Source organism: Lactobacillus kullabergensis (genome assembly GCF_003151025.1).
Classification (GTDB): domain Bacteria; phylum Bacillota; class Bacilli; order Lactobacillales; family Lactobacillaceae; genus Lactobacillus; species Lactobacillus kullabergensis.
On sequence record NZ_CP029477.1, the window covers coordinates 40,051 to 56,679 of the forward strand.

14 protein-coding genes and 1 pseudogene are annotated in these 16,629 nt (G+C 35.5%); 7 read left to right on the top strand and 8 right to left on the bottom strand.

Annotation, left to right across the window (positions count from 1 at the left end):
- Positions 1 to 198: 198 nt before the first annotated feature.
- The 3 genes from DKL58_RS00200 to DKL58_RS00210 are packed head-to-tail and all read left to right on the top strand — an operon-like array spanning position 199 to position 3,447.
- Positions 199 to 1,317, top strand: a complete 1,119-nt coding sequence (locus tag DKL58_RS00200; RefSeq protein WP_109585654.1) for an ABC transporter permease — start codon at positions 199 to 201, stop codon at positions 1,315 to 1,317.
- The gene (locus DKL58_RS00205; RefSeq protein ID WP_109585655.1) at positions 1,314 to 2,576 is read left to right on the top strand and encodes a tellurium resistance protein TerC; all 1,263 of its coding nucleotides are present in this window, start codon (positions 1,314 to 1,316) and stop codon (positions 2,574 to 2,576) included. The genes DKL58_RS00200 and DKL58_RS00205 overlap by 4 nt, the downstream gene beginning before the upstream one ends.
- 1 nt (position 2,577) lies before the next feature.
- A complete protein-coding gene (locus DKL58_RS00210; RefSeq protein WP_109585656.1) occupies positions 2,578 to 3,447 on the top strand; it encodes an ABC transporter ATP-binding protein in 870 nt (289 codons plus the stop codon).
- Here the strand turns inward: DKL58_RS00210 and DKL58_RS00215 are convergent.
- On the bottom strand, positions 3,444 to 4,289 hold the full coding sequence (locus tag DKL58_RS00215; RefSeq protein WP_109585657.1) for a helix-turn-helix domain-containing protein: 846 nt from the start codon (positions 4,287 to 4,289) through the stop codon (positions 3,444 to 3,446). The genes DKL58_RS00210 and DKL58_RS00215 overlap by 4 nt on opposite strands.
- A 139-nt stretch (positions 4,290 to 4,428) precedes the next feature.
- On the opposite strand from DKL58_RS00215, the gene DKL58_RS00220 reads away from it, so the two are divergent.
- Both DKL58_RS00220 and DKL58_RS00225 read left to right on the top strand, forming a co-directional pair.
- Positions 4,429 to 6,027, top strand: a complete 1,599-nt coding sequence (locus DKL58_RS00220; RefSeq protein WP_109585658.1) for an ABC transporter ATP-binding protein — start codon at positions 4,429 to 4,431, stop codon at positions 6,025 to 6,027.
- Positions 6,017 to 6,283, top strand: coding sequence for a DUF2087 domain-containing protein (locus tag DKL58_RS00225; RefSeq protein WP_162542302.1), 267 nt, complete (start codon positions 6,017 to 6,019; stop codon positions 6,281 to 6,283). Before DKL58_RS00220 ends, DKL58_RS00225 begins: the two co-directional genes overlap by 11 nt.
- Positions 6,284 to 7,035: 752 nt before the next feature.
- On the opposite strand, the gene DKL58_RS09570 is transcribed toward DKL58_RS00225, so the two are convergent.
- The 4 genes and pseudogenes from DKL58_RS09570 to DKL58_RS00245 all read right to left on the bottom strand — a co-directional run bounded on the left by DKL58_RS09570 (position 7,036) and on the right by DKL58_RS00245 (position 11,470).
- The gene (locus tag DKL58_RS09570) at positions 7,036 to 7,269 is read right to left on the bottom strand and encodes an FMN-binding protein (protein ID WP_275425098.1); all 234 of its coding nucleotides are present in this window, start codon (positions 7,267 to 7,269) and stop codon (positions 7,036 to 7,038) included.
- 213 nt (positions 7,270 to 7,482) lie between these two features.
- A pseudogene (locus tag DKL58_RS09575) lies at positions 7,483 to 8,847 on the bottom strand (FAD-binding protein); the annotation flags it as partial.
- 13 nt (positions 8,848 to 8,860) lie between these two features.
- On the bottom strand, positions 8,861 to 10,666 hold the full coding sequence (locus DKL58_RS00240) for an FAD-dependent oxidoreductase (protein ID WP_109585662.1): 1,806 nt from the start codon (positions 10,664 to 10,666) through the stop codon (positions 8,861 to 8,863).
- An 18-nt stretch (positions 10,667 to 10,684) separates the two neighbouring features.
- On the bottom strand, positions 10,685 to 11,470 hold the full coding sequence (locus DKL58_RS00245; protein ID WP_109585663.1) for an SDR family NAD(P)-dependent oxidoreductase: 786 nt from the start codon (positions 11,468 to 11,470) through the stop codon (positions 10,685 to 10,687).
- 115 nt (positions 11,471 to 11,585) lie between these two features.
- On the opposite strand from DKL58_RS00245, the gene DKL58_RS00250 reads away from it, so the two are divergent.
- On the top strand, positions 11,586 to 12,431 hold the full coding sequence (locus DKL58_RS00250; RefSeq protein ID WP_109585664.1) for a LysR family transcriptional regulator: 846 nt from the start codon (positions 11,586 to 11,588) through the stop codon (positions 12,429 to 12,431).
- Positions 12,432 to 12,503: 72 nt separating this feature from the next.
- Here DKL58_RS00250 and DKL58_RS00255 read toward each other — a convergent pair whose 3' ends face one another.
- A complete protein-coding gene (locus tag DKL58_RS00255) occupies positions 12,504 to 13,046 on the bottom strand; it encodes a PAS domain-containing protein (RefSeq protein WP_109585665.1) in 543 nt (180 codons plus the stop codon).
- A gap of 115 nt (positions 13,047 to 13,161) precedes the next feature.
- On the opposite strand from DKL58_RS00255, the gene DKL58_RS00260 reads away from it, so the two are divergent.
- Entirely contained in the window at positions 13,162 to 14,055 is an 894-nt protein-coding gene (locus tag DKL58_RS00260; protein ID WP_109585666.1) for a LysR family transcriptional regulator, read from the top strand.
- A gap of 54 nt (positions 14,056 to 14,109) precedes the next feature.
- On the opposite strand, the gene treC is transcribed toward DKL58_RS00260, so the two are convergent.
- Together treC and treR are read right to left on the bottom strand one after the other, a co-directional pair.
- Entirely contained in the window at positions 14,110 to 15,762 is a 1,653-nt protein-coding gene (treC, locus tag DKL58_RS00265; protein ID WP_109585667.1) for an alpha,alpha-phosphotrehalase, read from the bottom strand.
- Entirely contained in the window at positions 15,759 to 16,490 is a 732-nt protein-coding gene (gene treR, locus DKL58_RS00270) for a trehalose operon repressor (RefSeq protein ID WP_162542303.1), read from the bottom strand. The genes treC and treR overlap by 4 nt, the downstream gene beginning before the upstream one ends.
- Positions 16,491 to 16,629 lie beyond the last annotated feature (139 nt).

Sequence of the window (16,629 nt, forward strand, 5' to 3'; positions counted from 1 at the left end):
AGTTCAGTAGCTTTTTTTACTTGATTTATAATTAAAAAACTAGATAAGTTTTTGTTTTAAAAATAAGCAAACTATATAATTGAAAATATATTTGCAACATAATGAAGTCTTTATTTTTAGCTATAATAAAGCTAATCAAAATATGATAAAATCATTGTTAATTACTTTTCATTTTTAGTGAGTCAGGCAGGAATTTTCATGAAAGGAACTTATTTTAAGGCAAATTTTAATATTGCACGCAAATCAAAGAAAAATATTCTGTTAATGGGCGCTTTGGTTTTATTCATGGTTCTCTTTGTACTAGTGGTTGAAGCTCAAAACTTGGGAGATAACTACCGTCAGTGGCGCTCATACTATGATTCTCTTGAGGTTAATATCAGTTATTTTGACAGCAGTCTATTACGTAAACAAGAATATAAAGAGACTTATGACAATTTAAATGCTCAAGAAGGTTGTATTTTCAGTTTGCAAAATGGGGAAGTTTTAAGTGATCCACAAACTTATCTAGACGGGTCGATCACGTTATTTCAAACCATGTTAGATGGCTACCGGAATAATTATCTGGGAGCCAGTACATTGAACGTTCCGCCCAAATATCAATTGCATCAAAGATTAGTTACGTATAAATATCTTTATCGTCATCATATACCTGCAGTTATGAATTCAAAGGCATCAGCAACTTATTTAATCTATATTCTCAATTTTGTGGCTATTTTTATTTTCTTTTATATTTTGCTTATTTCTAATGATGTGTGGATGGTTAAGTTGGATCATAAGACGGTTTTACGCAATATCCCTTATCGTGTAGAAGATGAGGTTAAAGGCAAAACCATGATCAATTTGGCTTTAACCTTGGGTCCTTTACTTATTGGATTAGTTGGTGCATATCTTTTTTCTGGCTTACGAAATGGCTTTCGCAGTTTAAATTATCCTAATGTTTTTTACTTTAATAAAATAATAGCAATCCCAGTCTGGTTGGATTGTTTGCTCTTTTTACTTTATACCGCAGTATTGGTAGTATTTGTGACCAGTTTAACTTTACTTCTTAACCAGTTGACTAAAAATGTATACCTTACTACCTTTATTGGTATTGCTCTATATGTATTAACGTATTTGCCTGCCAAAATGCTTAAATTTATTGCTTGGCTGCCATCTGCATATTTAAATGTTAATGATGTGCTTAATGGCACTGTGGCAAGTAAAACAGGATTTGCAGGGCTAAACTTAGTCACCAGCGGCTGTATCCTATTAGTTTGGTCATTTATTTTGATCATCTGGTTCAGACACTTGGTTAATAAAGGAGGTATTGCACGATGAAATGGCGTTATTTCCTCTTTCAGTTGAAGGCTTTTTTGGTTAATCCCAAAAATATTGGATTGTTTATTGCTACTGTGATTATGTCTTTATATTTTAGTCTGGTCAGTGTGCCTAACCGTCAAGTAATTGAACAGGTCGATGCCAAGCCTATCAGAAAGGAATATATTGATGACACGGCCTTTTTAAAAGTGGCTATGCAAGAGATTGCTTATTCCAAGAAGCCAGGTTATTATTCTATTCCTAGCAAAGGGGCAGTGGACGCTGTCAGTACTTACCCACAGGTCTTATCTTATGATAAAAAAATATTGCTTGCTATAAAGAAAAAAGACTGGGATGCTTATGCTAAAAACGCCAGTGCTCGTTATCAATATATTGACGAGTTAATCTTTGTAGAGGGTAACCAAAACTTTTTGTATCCAGCTGCGTACAATCAAAATGATAATTTTAAGCAGGATGGTCATTTTGGCTATCAACGGACGTATCACTTGTATAACGCACTTTTAGCCGGTAAAAAGGATAAGCAAACAGAGCTGAATAAAAATATTTTGGAAGAACGCACAGCCTTACAAGTAATTCAAAACTCACTTTCTGGCTGGGCAGTCTTAATAATGGTAGTGATAGTTTGTTTCTTTGCTGCAGACATTGTGACTAATGACAGGAAATATTATACGGTCTTGGAAAATATTCCTTTAAGTAAACGTACCATTTTATGGTTGAAAACTGGAGTTGTTGAAGTAGGGGTTTTGCTTGACTTTGTAGTAGCTGGGATAATTGCTCTTCTTTGTATAGCACCTAGATATGGTTTGGGATCATTAAGACTAAATACTGTTGATTATTTAGGCAAAATAAACTTCAAAGCAACCTTTAGGACTGAAACACTAGGTATGTATTATTTGCAGTTTATCATTTTTGCAATCATTATTTCGTTTATCTTTATCAGGTTGACAATTCTGCTATCAATCGTTTTGCGTAACGAATATGTTGCCGGCATGCTTAGCAGTTTATTTGCTATCAGTGCGAAGATGCTTTACTTCTCGTTGGGCATGGGTTTTGTTTACCCGTTTTTGGAAAAATGGCCTATGACTTATTTTTCTATCGGTGACAGTATTACTGGCAACTTGGCTTATTTGATGGATGCACCCGGATGGGGCTTTACTGCTGGCTTAGGGCCACTCATTTGTCTGGCACTTGTCATTGAAATTTTACTGTTTTTGTTCACGCAAATTAAAAGCATCCCTTTAGTTAGACGAGGTGATTAAAATGTTAAAAATAAAAGATGTCACATTGGCATTTGGTAAGAACGTTGTTTTAGACGACGTTAACTTGGAATTTAAGCAGGGCGAGATCGTTGGTCTCGTAGCGCCTAACGGTACGGGGAAGTCGACCTTGATCAACGTTATTTTGCATAATCTGACGCCGCAAAAAGGGTTTGTTGAATATGAAAATACACGTTATCAAACACAAAAAGACACGATTAAATTACACCAGGAAATCTGCTCGTTTCCTGAACAAAGCGACCTGTTTCCCTTTATGACTGGACGAGATCATCTTAATTTATACGCTGATCTTTGGCACAATTCTGTCAAATCAGTCGGGCAGGTCATTAATGACTTGCAAATGGGAAATTATGTGGATAAGAAGGTGCAGACTTATTCTTTGGGGATGAAACAGCGACTTTGTTTTGCAATGGTAGTAGCAACTGATTCCCCTGTAATGCTGTTAGATGAAGTAATGAATGGACTTGATCCGCAGAACGTGGCTTTAATTTCCCAGATGCTTCTTAAACTAAAGGATGAAAACAAGTTGATCATTATGGCTTCACACCTTTTGTCTAACTTGCAGCAATATGCTGACAGGGTCTTGTTTATGGGTAAAGGACACATCATCGAAGATCTAGACAATAAAAAGCAAAATAAACGGTATTTAAAGATGCAGTCTACCCCTGAAACGACTAAGTTGCTAGCTAATTATGATTACGAAACTTTGCCTAATAACCTGATATTAGTTCCTCTAGAAAAAATTGAGCAGGATAAGCTGACGCAACTTATAGCCAGCTTAGTTAGAGCTGATATTCAATACGCAGTTGAAAGAATTGATATCGAAGACTTATTTAATAAATTTTATGATTAGTTTAAAGCTTTAACCTGATTTAATATTTGCAGAAAATAAGCAGCCGTAGTTTGCATGTCCATATTAGTTAAAAAATGAATGATTGAGACAGCTGCTTCATCATTGGCAGTATTGTGAAATGTAAGAATTGCATTTAAAAATTTGCGCCCAACAATTAACAACATTTCGTTATCTGGTAAGTCAATCTGGTTTATTCGTGTAAGTAGTTGGTCTGCAAATTTAAACTGACTATTTGTAATTAAACCAATTACAGCTTCAAATAGAGCTGCTATACCAAAATGAAATGTACCTTCTCCTGCCTTTTTAATAAAAGAAATATTGCTGATAACCTGAACAGAGATTTGGTAAATAATTCTAGGACTAATAATAGGTATAACATTGGCAAACAGTGAAAGAAATTCATGGCCCCAAACAGTTATTTTACTTAACTGATGGTTTAATTCGATTTGCTGGGCTACAGGAAAGATGTTGTGTTGTGAAGTTTTATAATACAAACTGCAGGCGATTGCTGCATAGTCAAGGTCAAAAGGATCTTGACTTGACTGATATTTATTTAATGCCGCTTGAGCCAGTTTTTTCAAATAGTTTTTGTCGTGGTTATTCCAAGATTCTTCTAAAATAAGTGCAATATGATCCTTCGGGTCGAGTTTAGCAAGCGCAATATATTCAGTTGCGGATAAACTAATTCTTTCGCACAGTTTTAACACCCGGTTAAAATCCATGTGTCCTTGATTATTTTCCCAGCGAGAAAGCATTTGAATGGAACAAATGCCTTTAGCTGCTTCTTTAAGCGTAATATGCTGTTTTTTCCTTAATTGTTTAAATTCAATTCCTGACTGCATGTTATTTCGTCCTTTTTAAGATATTATGCACTTTTTTCTCATATATGAGAAATAAAAAAGCCAGAAAAATAATTCATGCTTTAATATGTTTAAGCAAAAAATATTTTAACCGTTTTAATAATAAAGAAGGAGTAGAAAAATGCAATCTTCATTAAAATTTGCACCTAAATGGAAACTCGTTGCCTACACACTTTTAGCAATAGTAATGGCATTTGGCAATGTGGTAATTGCATATGTCACTAAGATCATGTTAAATGCAGCGCAATATCGTCAAGGCGACAGCGGCAATTTAATTAGAATTGCTGGCATTGGTGCCGCAACAATCTTAATTATTATGTTGTCTAATTTTGTGTACCGTTATATCAAGTGCGCTATTATTCAAGATGTCAATGTTTATCTTAAAGACAAAACGATGAGCTATCTGATTGAACAACGCAGTGATTCACAAAAGGATGGTTTAAGTCTGATGACCAACGATCTTAAACAGATTGAGACGTCTAAGACTACAAATGAACTAATGATCATTGCAGAATTAGTTTCTTTTTTGCTATCAGTAGTAGTTGGTTTAATCAATTCCTGGATTTTAACTTTAATTTTTATGGTAACTACTTTAATTCCTGGACTAGTGCAAAGGGCTTTTACCAAAACAATTCAAACAAAAGCAAAAGTTTGGGAGACAAATAACGTCGCATACACTCAGAGTGTAAATGACGGGTTAAACGGAGCACAGACTGTCGGCTTATACGATGCCCAAAGTTCGACTATTAGTAAAGTGGTTAATAGTGCCAAAAGAATGGAAGAAGCATTAAAGAACTTAAACTTCACACAAGCTGCAGCAGGAGAAGTCATTATGGCTTTTGCAGATATTTTTAGCTTTATACTGCCGTTTCTAGTAGGTGCCATCTTAATGCTGCAAGGACAGATTGGCGTTGGTACCTTAATTATGATAGTGCAACTATCCAATCAATTTATTAACCCGATAGTTAATATTTTTGAACAATTGAATGCAATCAAGTCTACTAAACCAATGTGGGATAAAGTAGAGCAGGCTCTGTCTTTTTCAGCTGACAGTACTAAAAATGCAAAAACTGGTAAATTTACTGGTTTGAAAGTTGAAGATGCAACATACAGTCAAGGTGGCAGAGAAATTTTCACTCATCTTAATCTTGCTGTAGCACCTAATGAAAAAATCTTGCTCATGGCACCTAGTGGTTGGGGAAAGACTACGTTGTTAAATTTAATGTTAGGTAAAATTAAACCTAGTGAAGGTCATGTTTATATTGATGGTGAAGATGTCACTGGCAACTGGACCAAAGCCCACGATAATTTCAGTTACGTTAACCAAAAGCCGTTTATCTTTGATGATACAATTAAGTTTAATATTTTACTGGGGCGGAAGGCTTCTCCAGAAAGTTTGGCTAAAGCAGTTGAATCGGCGGGACTAACTGAACTCGTGGATGAAAAAGGCTGGGATTATCAGGTTGGTGAAAAGGGGGCAAATTTATCCGGAGGACAAATCCAAAGAATTGAAATTGCACGTGCTTTTCTCTCTGAACGGCCAGTATTGCTCGCTGATGAAGCTACTAGTGCCCTCGATCCGGAACTGTCACTTGCAATTCATAAAACGTTATTAAAAAAGCCTAATTTGGCAGTAATTGAAGTGGCTCATAAAATTTCTGCCGCTGAAAAGTCGTTGTTTGATCGGATAATTAATTTAAATGGAAAAAATGAAGAATAAAGAAGTATTAATGCGCTATGTTGATAATGATGGAGTTGTTAAAGTTTGGCCTGGTAAGGCTAAAAACCGGCTGTTGATTATACAATATTTGGCAACTAAATTTGAACCAGCAAAAAAATATTCTGAGCAGGAAGTAAATTTAATTTTAATGCGTTATGTGGCTGATTATGTTACCAGAAGGCGAGATTTAATTGAAAATCATCTTTTAAAGAGAACGGATGATGGTCGAATTTACTGGCTAAATGAAGAAAATTAAAAAAACAAATAATGTATGTCAGCAATTGAAGGATAAATTTTGGGATATTAATGTAGCTAAATCATCTGAAAACTAGTCAGTAAGAGTGCTTAATGCTTTTGCAATCTATTTAAATTAAAGAGCTGGCGATCTATTAAATATGTTACAGTCCAAAGAATATAAACTTGATATTAACGATGAAAAACAAACTATTCAGGGCGTTTATGTGTCTGATAAAGCTATGTATTTTGAGCTAAGAGGAGTTATTGAAGCTAGTCATCTAGAAGGTTAGGACCCAATTAAAAAAGATGTTGAAAGCGTATCAGATGGAGTTCTTAACCCAGACCCAGAGGAAGTTAAAGAAATTATGGAAATTTGGTAGGGCAGCGATGAGTGACTGGATTAAAGATACACTATATGACAATGGTGTAATGAAAAATAAGCAAAATTAAATTTAACGGTATATACGATTTGGCAGGTAAATATCACCCTGGTAATTTTCAAAAAAATGGCTATGAATTTTTCGATCATTCACGCTTTGATTATGCAGAGAAAAATATCAAAGACATTATTCATGGTCAGTCCAAACAAGTAAGCTTAGAAGCAGACTATTTAAATTACTAGATGAATAAACTTCATACAATCATTTAAAGAGGGTAATGGCCGTAGTTGTAAAGTGCTTATGCTTGCTAGCTAATATCAAAATAACCACTTTACTTTTAATTGAAGTAAAAGTGGTTATTTTAATTTTTAGAATTTATAAAGAAATTATATTATTTAATTTTTGCTAATGCATCATCTACAGCGCTTTTAACAGCTTTCGAAGTCAGTGAAGCCCCAGAAACCGCATCAACATTGGTTGAATTAGATTCAATAATGTTGTGAAGCAAAGGTTTAATGATTTTTTGACCAATTTCCTTAGTTTCACTTTGTTTGATTACATTGATATCTTGGATATTTTGGTTATTTTTATCCATGGTTACTTTGACTACGAATTCATTTCCCATGCCTTGATCACTTTTACCCAGAAACTGATTGGCACCAAGTTGGTAATTTTCTGTTTGTTCATCACTAGCTAGAATTTTAGGGTCGAGTGGAGCAACACTATCCGCTTTTTCTACTGGTTCTTGGGCGACATTTTCTCCAGCAATTTTACCAAATATCAACAACTCTGCAACATCTTGACCAGCTTGATATTGATTAGTGGTTATACTACCGGCTTCGCCAGCACTATATAAGCCCTTGATTGCCGAACCATCTGGCTTTAAAACTTCAGCCTTTTCGTTTCTGCGTGGACCACCCTGAGTGTTTAAAGCTGCAGGTTGCAACTTAATTGCGTATATTTGTCCATCAGCAAGTGGGGTCATTGTTTGGCCATTTCTGCTAAATGAATAATCTTTACCTAATTTAGCAAGTTCGTTAAAGTCCTTAACTGTGTTAGTAAAAATGGTTGAATCAAAATTAAGTTTTGCAGCAAGTTCACTAGCAGAGGATGCTGCAATTGCTTTATTTAAAGCAGATTGTAATGCACTATCCTGTATTTGTTCCAATTTGGCTTTTTGCTTTTGGTCAAAAATAATCCAAGATTGTGTAGTCAGATATGGGTGTCTGCCAAAGCCATGAATAAACAGATAGCCGGCTTTAGAATGCTGGTCTTCTGCAAAGTAACGTGTGCCATCATTACCTACAACGAAAATGCTGCCTGTGTATAGTTCTGGCCAAGTGTATGATAAAATGCCCCGCTGGCCATTTGCAACTGCATAAGTCAACCCATGATATAAACCACCGCCATTGTAAACACTGGTATGCCATTGATCAGCACCAGCTTCAATACTTAAATTGATAGAATCTCCCTTATTATATAAGGTACCCATTGGTACCATCTTAGGAACGCCTAGGTAATCCTGAATTCGTTCAGGATCGTTTTCAAAGCCGCCGGCTGTGAGAACAACACCTTTTTTGGCGTGGACGTATACTTCTTGTCCATGTCTGTTGATTACTGCTCCTATGACTTTGCCGGTTGAGTCTTGCATTAAGTGAATAGCCGGAGATTCATACCAAATGGTAATATGATCAAGGCGTTTCATGACCTCATTTCTGAGTACTTTCCACAAAGCTCCGTCTTCAATTTGCTACCCATCATGTACAGTGTATAAGTCATAGTCGGAAGCTCCCGGATAGTCAGGATAATCAGGGAAATCTCCTTTGACCGATTGAACTGCTGGTCTGTCTGGATGTGCTAAAAAGCTGAAAGGTTCAACATGAAGGTATTTTTTTAAGTAATTAGGCATATCAGCTACGCCATCAACAAAAGTATCTATGATTTTTTGATTAAGATCAAAGGGTGCTGTCATTTTGGAATAGTATTTTTGATAAGAAGATTTGCTTTTAGTACCTGCAATCATTTGTCCACAATAACGAGTATTACCACCTTCGTGGCCAACGGGTGCAACATCTGTTAAAAGCACTTTGCAATTGTTGTCAGCAGCAAACCTTGCGGCAGTAGCGCCTGCTCCTCCAAAACCAATAACTATAACATCGAAATCAGCCTGCCATTTAAAATTGTTAATTCGTGTTGTTAGCATTTTTTAAAATCCTTTATTCTAACCCTAAAACTGACTTTGCTGCACGCCGGCCTTGATGAACGATGCCACCGATGGCTGTCCCAGAACCAGGGTAGTATGAACCAAGCCAGCCGCCAGCATTGAGTCCTGCTGCGTACAAACCCGTAATAGGTTGATTATAAACATCAAGTACGTTGCATTTCTTATTAATCTTTAGTCCACCTAAAGCGCCTAAATTGCCTGGCGTGTTGCGGTATGCGTAGTAAGGTCCGGAAAATGGTCTTACACCATTTGTTCTGTTGTATTCGGGATCTGCGCCATTAGCGGTATTTTTATTCCAAGTATTAACGCTGTTAACCAGGTTTGCTTTAGGAACATTAATTTTGTCTGCTAATTCTTCGAGTGAATCGGCTTTGACTACTAAACCGCTTTTGACATCGCTCTCTAATGATTCTGGGTTCCATGGACTAGTTTTTTCATTAATAGAATCTGCACCAAAAATCTGATAAGTTGGTTTGTCTAGTTGCTTTTCCTCGTTGAAAATTGCCCGGAATTCATAAGCATAAGTTGCATCTTCGTTAACAAATCTTAAGCCATTGCCATTAACAAAAATTGAAGGGATTGTAGGAACACGGTCATCAGTACCATTGCCAGTTCTGGCATCAAAATCAATTGTTCCGCCAAAGCCGGTAACGGCTGCGCCAATTGCCATGCCCATCACAATGCCGTCACCTTGATCTGTTAAGACAGACCAGCAATGATGAGCTTTAACGTCTTCATAATGTTGAGGACTCAAGTCCTTAGCTAATGCTACATTTTGGTCAATCGAGGCTGTTGCTAAAATGACGCCGCGTCTTGCTTTTAGATATTTAAGCTGATGGTCTCTTCCTTCAGTAACAACACCGATCACCTTGCGCTCAGTGCCGTCTCCAGCCGTAATTAATCCTATTACAGCAGTATTATAAGTAATTTCTGCTCCTTGTTTTAAAGCATATTTGAGGAGATGTTGGGTTAAAATAATACCGTTGCCACTGGCACCGCCATTTTCATAAACATGAATTCGATCCGCAAAATGGTCTTTAGCATAAGGAATCTCAGAGTGGCCATAGACATTCGTCCATTTAATGCCCATATTGGCCAGCCACTCAATATTTTTCGGAGAGTTTTGGGTAAAATCATGTACTAAATCTTGGTAAACACGACCTTCACCTGCTTTTAAATATTCCTGCTCATGATTTTCAGGAGAATCATTTTGATATTTAGTAGATTCTTTTTGTAATTCCGTACCCGCTGCTTGAATGACACCTCCGGAATAGTTAGTTGTACCACCAGCGATGCCTTGCTTTTCAATTACCATCACAGAAGCGTGATTTTCTGCGGCTGTAGCAGCAGCGGCTAAACCGGCACCACCGGAGCCAACAACAATTAAGTCATATTCACCGTCATATTCGTCGATATCATAATCGGTAACTGTTTCTTTAAGTAACGGATAATTTGCAATCTCAGGAATACCGTTTTCTTTTGTGTGAGAATCAGGTTGCGAGGCACCCGATACAGCATCTACATCGGCTTTTGTCTTTATTCCTGCTTCATTAGCAGCCTTGATAGCAGCCTTTCTTAAAGCACCGGTTGAAATTGAAGCACCTGAAATTGCGTCAACTTCAACGGAATTTTCTTCATTGGCTTTTTCCAGCCAAGTTGCAATTCCCGCTGCACCTACCGTATTCGGCGTAACATTTTCAGCCCAAATCTGCTTAATTTTGTTTTTATTTTCATCAACGTCAATCACAGCTTTAATTATGCCGTGAAAGCCTTTTTCTTCTGCGCTATATTGACTCATAGTTTTACCTCCTTAAATTTATCTGCTTGTACTTTCCATGCCATTATCGATTCGTACTGCACCGCCATTGATATGACTTGCTTGATCAGATGCTAAAAAGATCGCTACATCAGCTACTTCTTTCGGACTAGCATAACGATCATCGAGATAAGCGGCTGCATATTTCTTGTATACTTCTTCATGGGTAAGATTAGGAAAAGCCATTTTTTCGATTCTTTTCATCATATCAGTATCAATAGCTCCAGGTGATACTGCATTAACATTAATGCCATGAGAACCAAGTTCCAACGCGACACTTTTAACTAAACCAAGTGTTGCATGCTTAGAAGAACAATATTGTGACATAGCCGGCGCTCCAACCATTGACCCGTTTGACGCTATTACGACGATATGTCCTGAATTTTGTTTAATCATTTGTGGTGCTGCATATTTCATACAGTACATGACTCCAAAAACATTAACTGCAAAAGTATGCTCAAAATTTTCATAAGTTTGCTTTTCAATTGGCAAGGACTTGCCTTCATCACCGGCATTGGGTACTAAAACATCTAAACTACCATAATGCTTAATTGTTTTTGAAATGAATTGTTTAACCTGATCTTCTTTGGTTACGTCAACTATTGACGTTAACAAATGATCTGAATCAATATCTAAATTAGGCACAAATTTATCTAATTTTTCTTGACTAGTTGAAGAAATGGAGAGTTTTGCCCCTTCTTTTGCAAATTCTTTTACCAGAGATTGACCAACTCCACCGGTTGATCCAGTAATTACAACAACTTTATTCTTTAAACCAAAATCCATAATTATCTACTTCCTTTCGCAAAAAAACTAAAAGTAGCGCTTACAGTATTAATTATATGGAATTAATTCTATAATAGAAATAGAAATCTTTTATGGTAAATAAGGAAAATTGATTATGGATATTAATAAATTGAGAATTTTCGTAAATTTGGTAGAAACTGAAAACTTTACACGAACTGCCCAGAATTTAAATCTTACTCAGCCAAGTGTTAGTTATATTATTAAGTCAATAGAAGATGAAACTGGTCAAAAATTGTTTGTACGAAATAAACGGCATGTAGTACCAACTAAAAATGGACTTATTTTTTATAATCAAGTTAAGCCATTAATAAATAAGTATTATTTAGCCCTTCAAAGTATACGATCTAATGAAGAAAAAGAAGCAGATATTATTAATATTGGCTGTACAGTAACACCATATAATCTGAATAATATCCCAAAATGGATAAAAAAATTTAATATACAATATCCTAAAACCAAATTTAATATAACGATTTTAGATCATAATAAGTTAAAACAATATTTGGAAAATGAAAATATTGACTTGTTTTTGACAAGCAAAGGGGATGCATCAGATCTTAAAAATATACAATTTTACCCTTTACTTAAAGATAAATTTTTTGCCATTGTGCCATATAATAATTCTCTGTCCAATAAATCTGAGCTTTCTATTACAGACTTTACTATGCAGAATCTGATTTTTGTTGACAATGACTTAACTGGAATTGAAATGATTAATTTACAGAATAAAATTATTAATGAAAATACAAACCTAAACGTAACATTTACAAATGATTTGGCTGGTGCTCTGATTTTAGTTAGTGCTTTACAAGGAATAACAATAGGTTTGAAATTTATTTATACAGATTTTGATGAACAACTAAGAAAAGTGCCATTGGCCTTAAGTCCAACTATTAGCTATGGGGCTGTCGTTAAAAAAATAATAAAAGGCAGGTGGTAAAACAATTTATTGATTTCCTGCAAAATGAATTATAGAAAAATCCTCCAATATTATATTGGAGGATTTAATAATTTATGCTTGCATTGAAGCTCCAGAATCTACATCGGTTGCCTTTTTATTTTCATCAGGAATCAGTTTTTGACCAGTTTGCTTTAAGTACCAGTTAATGATTGGCAATAAATCAACAATCCATTCTGTGACTCCAGCATATTGCTCATTTTTATCAGTCATATTCTTAAAGGAAGCAACCATGTACTCATCAGCACTTGGCTTGATAAGCTTATAGGTCTTACCTGTCTTGGCATAATCCATTATTTCTTGAACATGGGGCATTGAAGCTTTTTTGTGAACTTCTGATAAAGTTTGTCCCAGTTTTTCTGGCCACCGTGGTGAAAGCAGCATTTTCTTAGGAATTTCGTTGTTGCAATATACATAGCGATCATCTTTATCAATAGTAATTAATTCAAGTGGTAGGCAGTTGAGTAGTGCATCTATTTGATCAACTGTTAACAGACCTTGATCCAATTCTACATAATCTGAACCTTTAGCAGCCTTAACTTTTGTAGCAGTTTCTGTAATCCATGAACTTGTAGCTTCTTCTGTATGTTTAACCATTTTAATCTCCTTATTTGTTGTATAAGCCGTTTACAAAAATAGTATATTTTATTTATACTTATAAGTGAAATTAATATCAGTTATTAATAATAGAAATAGATTATAAGAGATACATATGGATATTAAAAAATTAGTTACTTTTGTTAATTTAGTAGAAACAAAAAATTTCACTAAAACGGCTAAAGCAATTCATGCTACGCAACCAACCGTTACGCATGATATAAATGCTATTGAAGATGAAGTCGGTGTCAAGTTGTTTAACCGCAATAAGCGCTACGTTAATGTGACAAAAAATGGTAAAGACTTTTATCAAAAAATTAGACCATTAATTAATAACTATTATTCTGCGGTACAGGATATTCAAGAAAAAGATAAAAAAGAAAGCTTGCAAATAAATTTTGGCTATTCATATAATCCATTTAATGATAAATATATTCCCCTGTGGATAAAACAATTTCAAATAAAGTTTCCACAAGTTAAATTTGAATTGGTAAATTTAAACCGCAACGAATTAAAACAGAAATTAGTTTCTAACGATTTGGATATTATGTTGACGACAGGGTTAGAAGCAAAAGATTTAAGTAACGTAAAAATTTATCCGATAGAATCAGAGCCCTTTAAGGCAATTATGCCTCGAAATAACCCTTTGAGTAAAAAAACAATGGTCAAACTGACCGATTTACAAGATGAAAAATTGCTATTTTTAGATAACAGATGGGCAGCACAGGATATTATTAATCTTCAAAACAAAATTATTCATTTGAATAAAAACTTAATCATTACTTATGCGGATGAAATATCTTCTTTAAATGTATTGCTTAAGGCAAAACAAGGCTTGGGATTAGGTCTCTATTGTATTTATCCTGAACTTGATCACGGCTTGATTTATGTTCCGCTTGATTGGGATCCACAAGTCGATTTAGTAGCCATTACGCAGAAAAATAATGAAAAAAGAGTTGTTTATCAGTTTATCAAGTTCATTCAAGAATTCGAATTTGATTTTAACTAGTACAGAAAATATAAAAAGAAAGGCTGACAGGTCAGTCTTTCTTTTTGCATTAAGCTATATTAATAAAGCCAGTGATTCATAGGGTTGTAAAGCTAAAGTTTTAGGCACCTCTTGTAAATTTTTATTATAGTTGCTAATTAAAGTTTGTGCTTTTTGCCCTTGATAAGAAGCGGGTAAACCGTACATCACTTTTTGCCCATAAAAGTTGTTAATTACAAGTAAGGTTTGTCCTCGGTAAAGCCTGCAATAAGCAAAAACTTGTGGGTGGTTCAAGTCAATCGGTTCATAGCTTCCCTTGGCAATAATGGGGTAATGCTTTCTTAGGTAAATCAGCTTTTGATAATAGGGGAAAATTTCACCATGATCAAGTTCAGCCGCCACGTTAATTTGTTCTTGATCTTTTGGTTTTAGCCAAGGGTTTCCAGTAGTAAAGCCTGCGTTAACGGTGTTATCCCAATGCATTGGCGTTCTGCTATTATCGCGAGACTTTGCCTGAATAATTGCCAGTGCTTCAGGGTCACTTAAGCCTTGCTTTTTAAGCTCATCATAAGCATTGAGTGTTTCGACATCGACATAATCCGTGATCTTCTGATAATTGGGATTGATCATGCCGATTTCTTCGCCCTGATAAATATAAGGGGTACCGCGTAACAAGTGCATTACGGTAGCCAGCATTTCAGCGGATTTTTCCCGAAAGTAAATGGGATCACCAAAACGACTCAGCGCCCATGGCTGGTCGTGATTATTCCAAAACAGGGCATTCCAGCCACCACCTTGACTCATTCCAATCTGCCATTTATTAAGAGCATTTTTTAAAGCGGAAAAGTCAAAAGGTATTTTGGTCCATTTCTGACCATTTTGATAATCAACTTTTAGGTGATGAAATGTGAAAACCATTGATAATTCGTGATTACCTTTTTTAGTATAAGCAACGGAACTGGCAACAGTTGTTGAGGACATTTCTCCCACGGTAATTGCATCTGGCTCCTGACCAAAAGTTTTTTGATTTAATTCTTTTAGGTATTGGTGCACTATCGGCTGGTCTGTATACATTAACTTGCTAGCAGTGTTTTTAGGCGCATCAGTGAGTTTTTCGTCTTTACCAATAACATTAATCACGTCAAAGCGAAAACCTTTAACCCCTTTGTCACGCCAAAAATTAACGACCTTAAATAGTTCCTTCCTAACTGCAGGGTTATGCCAGTCGAGGTCAGCTTGAGTTTTGTCATATAAATGAAGATAATACTTGCCGGTCTTGCCAAATGGGGCCCAAGCTGGCCCACCAAACTTAGATGTCCAATTGTTAGGTAAGCTGCCATCTGGTTTGGGCTCTCTGATGTAGAAAAATTTTTGATAATATTTGTCTCCGGCCAAAGCTTTTTTGAACCAAATGTGATCAGTGGAACAATGATTTAAAACCATATCGAGCATTACACCAATGTGATTTTGAGCCAGCTTTGCGACTAACTCTTCGAAATCGGCCATTGTGCCAAATAATGGATCAATTTTGTAATAATTTGCGATGTCATAGCCATTATCGTTTTGAGGAGATACAAAAAAGGGATTAAACCAGATCATATCGATATTTAGTTTTTTTAAGTAGGGGATTTTCTCGATAATTCCCCTTAAATCTCCGATACCATCACCGTCACTGTCGTAAAAAGATTTAGGATAAATTTGATAAATCACTTTGTCAGCTAAACTCATAATATAAGTCCTCCATTTTTAGCTTTTCTGTGGGCGAAGTCTACAAATTTGAATTTATCAGGTCGGTGTTGAGAAATAGTGTACTGAAAAAAAGAAGTATCCTTTAAATAAGTTAAACTACGGACTACTACCACTAAGTTAGTATCGGTAAGATGCAACTGCTCCATTACATCTTTACTTGCCGGTTCTACGGTAATAGTTTTACTTGCATAATCGATTTCAAGTCCTAAATCATGTTCAAAATAGTGGTATAAGGAACTTTTAGCCTGTTCAAGTGATATGTCAGGTACATATTTTTTTAAAATATAATCTTCGTCAACCACTATTGGCTCATGATTAATTAACCGTAAACGGGCTACATAGGTTGCGGCAGTTTCTGTTAAGGATAAATGCTTACGGATTATAAAAGGCATCTGTGCATCTTTTAATTCCAATATTTTAGTTGCAGCATTCATTTGCTTTTGCTTGTTCAGTTCATCAAAAGATTCGATATTAGAAATCGGAAAGGCAATTCGAGCTGCGTTAATAACTACTGAGCCCTTTCCTTTTATTTTTTGAATTATACCGGCATCCAAGAGCTCGTTTAAAGCTTTTCTAATTGTTTCACGTGAAACGTTATAAAGCTCTGACAGAGCAGGCTCACTCGGTAAAAAATCACCGGCAACATATTGCTTGTGCTTTATTTTATTTGTTAGATCCGCTGCTATTTGTAAATATTTAGCTCTCATTATTAGTTATCCACCTTTTAACACTAATCATACCACCTTACATTTATTTTTTACCTGTCTAGACCAATAAAAAATAAAAAAATATTTAATACAGCAACATAATAAGCAATTTATTGACACTTGTCTATACAAGAACTAT

What these genes read in the sequence shown, in the direction of transcription:
- DKL58_RS00255 (WP_109585665.1), bottom strand. Translation starts at nt 13,046, where the DNA reads ATGGTTAAACATACAGAAGAAGCTACAAGTTCATGGATTACAGAAACT.
- DKL58_RS09570 (WP_275425098.1), bottom strand. Translation starts at nt 7,269, where the DNA reads ATGGGAAATGAATTCGTAGTCAAAGTAACCATGGATAAAAATAACCAA.
- treR (WP_162542303.1), bottom strand. Translation starts at nt 16,490, where the DNA reads ATGAGAGCTAAATATTTACAAATAGCAGCGGATCTAACAAATAAAATA.
- DKL58_RS00240 (WP_109585662.1), bottom strand. Translation starts at nt 10,666, where the DNA reads ATGAGTCAATATAGCGCAGAAGAAAAAGGCTTTCACGGCATAATTAAA.
- DKL58_RS00200 (WP_109585654.1), top strand. Translation starts at nt 199, where the DNA reads ATGAAAGGAACTTATTTTAAGGCAAATTTTAATATTGCACGCAAATCA.
- DKL58_RS00245 (WP_109585663.1), bottom strand. Translation starts at nt 11,470, where the DNA reads ATGGATTTTGGTTTAAAGAATAAAGTTGTTGTAATTACTGGATCAACC.
- DKL58_RS00250 (WP_109585664.1), top strand. Translation starts at nt 11,586, where the DNA reads ATGGATATTAATAAATTGAGAATTTTCGTAAATTTGGTAGAAACTGAA.
- DKL58_RS00215 (WP_109585657.1), bottom strand. Translation starts at nt 4,289, where the DNA reads ATGCAGTCAGGAATTGAATTTAAACAATTAAGGAAAAAACAGCATATT.
- DKL58_RS00210 (WP_109585656.1), top strand. Translation starts at nt 2,578, where the DNA reads ATGTTAAAAATAAAAGATGTCACATTGGCATTTGGTAAGAACGTTGTT.
- DKL58_RS00205 (WP_109585655.1), top strand. Translation starts at nt 1,314, where the DNA reads ATGAAATGGCGTTATTTCCTCTTTCAGTTGAAGGCTTTTTTGGTTAAT.
- DKL58_RS00225 (WP_162542302.1), top strand. Translation starts at nt 6,017, where the DNA reads ATGAAGAATAAAGAAGTATTAATGCGCTATGTTGATAATGATGGAGTT.
- DKL58_RS00260 (WP_109585666.1), top strand. Translation starts at nt 13,162, where the DNA reads ATGGATATTAAAAAATTAGTTACTTTTGTTAATTTAGTAGAAACAAAA.
- treC (WP_109585667.1), bottom strand. Translation starts at nt 15,762, where the DNA reads ATGAGTTTAGCTGACAAAGTGATTTATCAAATTTATCCTAAATCTTTT.
- DKL58_RS00220 (WP_109585658.1), top strand. Translation starts at nt 4,429, where the DNA reads ATGCAATCTTCATTAAAATTTGCACCTAAATGGAAACTCGTTGCCTAC.